The sequence below is a fragment of the Roseicyclus sp. genome, assembly GCF_052168335.1.
GTDB lineage: Bacteria > Pseudomonadota > Alphaproteobacteria > Rhodobacterales > Rhodobacteraceae > Roseibacterium.
In genome coordinates, this window is sequence record NZ_JBQLZP010000656.1 from 1 (window position 1) to 2,566 (window position 2,566).

Here is a 2,566-nt window from a genome sequence, read left to right on the forward strand (position 1 = left end):
CGCGCCTGGTGCGCTCCGCGCGGGAGTTTGTCGCCAGGATGAAGGCAGGGGGCGGTGCGCTGCGGCGCGCGGCGCGTCAGCCTGCGAAGTAGTCCGCGAGGATCCTGCGGTAGATCGCCTTGAGGTCGTGGATGTCCTGTTCCCGCACGCGCTCGTCCACCTCGTGCATGCGGTGCCCGACGAGGCCGAACTCGACCACCGGGCAATGCGCGCGCACGAAGCGGGCGTCCGAGGTGCCGCCGGTCGTGGAGAGGACGGGCCTGCGCCCCGTCTCGGCCTCGTCGGCCGCCGAGACGAGGGCGGAGAGCGCGCCCGGCGGCGTGAGGAAGGCCTCGCCCGAGACCTGCGCGGTCATGGCGATGCGCGTTCCGGTCTCGGTCGCGACGCGGTCGGCCTCCGCCCGGAGCCAATCGGTCAGCGAGGCGCCGCTGTGCAGGTCGTTGAAGCGGAGGTTGACCGTCATGCGGGTGCGCGCGGGGATGACGTTCGAGGCGGTGTTGCCGGTGTCGATGGTCGTGACCGAGACGGTGGAGGGGTCGAAATGCGATGTCCCCTCGTCCAGCACGTGGGTCGAGAGGCGATGCGCGAGGAGCGCCACGGCGGGCATCGGGTTCAGCGCCTTGTGGAGGTAGGCGGAATGGCCCTGCTTGCCCGTCACCTCGAACTGCGCGGTCATCGAGCCGCGGCGGCCGATCTTGATCATGTCGCCGATGACCTCCGGGCAGGTCGGCTCGCCCACGATGCAGACATCCATGCGCTCGCCGGTTTCGGCCATCCAGTCGAGGATCGCGATGGTGCCGTCGCGCCCCGGCCCCTCCTCGTCGCCGGTCACGGTGATGACGATGGCGCCCTCGGGCGGCGCCTCGGCCACGAGATCGACGGCGGCCGCCACGAAGGCCGCGACGCCCGACTTCATGTCGGTCGCCCCGCGCCCGTAGAGCCAGCCCTCCTCGCGGTGGGCGGAGAAGGGCGGGTGCGTCCAGTCGGTCGGATCGCCCACCGGCACGACGTCGGTATGGCCGTTGAATCCGAAGACGCGGCGGGCGTTCCGCGCGCCCCAGCGGGCGAAGAGGTTCGGCGTCCCGTTGCGGTCGACGCGCGTGCAGTCGAAGCCCGCGGCGGCGAGCGTCTCCTCGAGGAGCCGCAGCGCGCCCCCCTCCTCCGGCGTGACGCTGGGGCAGCGGACGAGGGCGGCGGTCAGGTCGACGGGATCGAGCGGCATGGGGCGGTTCCTCGCGGTCGGACGGGCACGGAGAGGGCGTAGCGCCGTGGCGGGAAAGGCACAATGGCCCTGCCACGCGCCGCGTCCCGTTTCCCGGGATGGGACCGTTGGGCTATAGAGATGCGAAACATGAAGAAAATCGTCGAGGCAGGCGCGGCAACGACCGCGTGACGAACGGGCAGGACAGTCAGGCAGGACAGGCGCGCCGTCGCGGCCGCCGTCTCTCCCATGCCGCTTCCCTCCCTGTCGCGCCCCTCGACCGGATCGGGCAGGGCAGAGCATGGCGACGGGTCAGGAACTCAACTACAACACGAGCGCCAGCGCCTTCGCCATGGCGCAGGAAATCTTCGGAGAGGGCACGATCGTCGTCGATGCCACCTATATCGGGTGGAGCGGCTCGTCGGCGATCTACAGCGGCGGCGACGCGATCTCGCCGGAGGCCACGCCTTCGGACCGCGGCGTGATCCTGTCGACCGGGCGGGCGACGGACTACACGCAGTCGAGCGGCGATCCCAACCGCAGCGCCGGCACCTCGACGAACACGCCGGGGCGCGACAACGACGCTCTGCTCAACGCCGCCGCCGGGGCGCCGACCTTCGACGCCTCGATCCTGGAGGTGGAGTTCATCCCGACCGGCAACCTCATGTCGCTGCAGTTCCTCTTCTCCTCCGAGGAATACCCGGAATACTCGAGTTCGCAGTTCAACGACATCGTCGGCTTCTGGATCAACGGCCAACTCGTCCAGACCCCGATCATCGACACCACGCAGGTCGGCTCGGTCAACCAGAACGAGAACGCGACGCTCTTCAACAACAACACCGGCGACGCCTACAACACCGAGATGGACGGCTTCACGGCGACGCTGCGGGTGCTGATGCCGGTCAACGTCGGCGAGGTGAACACGCTCAGGATCGCGATCGCCGACGTCACGGACAACGCCTGGGACAGCAACGTCCTGATCGCCGCCAACAGCGCGCAGACGGTCCTCATCGCGCAGGACGACGCGATCACGCATTTCGAGGGGCAGACCGTCACGCTCGACGTGCTCGCCAACGACGGCAGCGGCGGGATCATGTTCGTCACCCACGTCAACGGTGTCGACATCGCACCGGGCGGCACGGTCTCGCTCAATTCCGGGCACCAGATCACGCTCCTGGCGAACGGCACGCTCCAGATCGTGCCGCCCGCCGGACAGGCCGGGCTGACGGGGCCCGAGAACGTCTCGTTCACCTACACGGTGCAGAACGACGCCGGCATCACCGATTCCGCCTTCGTCGTGGTGACGGCGGTGCCGTGTTTCGCGCGGGGCACGATGATCCGGACGCCCGAGGGCGAGCGGCCGGT

2 protein-coding genes are annotated in these 2,566 nt (G+C 69.6%); one reads left to right on the forward strand and one right to left on the reverse strand.

Going from position 1 to position 2,566, the window contains the following annotated elements:
* Positions 1–76: 76 nt before the first annotated feature.
* Positions 77–1,222, reverse strand: coding sequence for a succinyl-diaminopimelate desuccinylase (gene dapE / locus ACTS11_RS19970; RefSeq protein WP_442642036.1), 1,146 nt, complete (start codon positions 1,220–1,222; stop codon positions 77–79).
* 280 nt (positions 1,223–1,502) lie between these two features.
* Between dapE and ACTS11_RS19975 the strand changes: the two genes are divergently transcribed.
* Positions 1,503–2,566: choice-of-anchor L domain-containing protein (locus tag ACTS11_RS19975; RefSeq protein ID WP_442642037.1), on the forward strand; the 1,064-nt coding region annotated here is incomplete at its 3' end.

What these genes read in the sequence shown, in the direction of transcription:
- dapE (WP_442642036.1), bottom strand. Translation starts at nt 1,222, where the DNA reads ATGCCGCTCGATCCCGTCGACCTGACCGCCGCCCTCGTCCGCTGCCCC.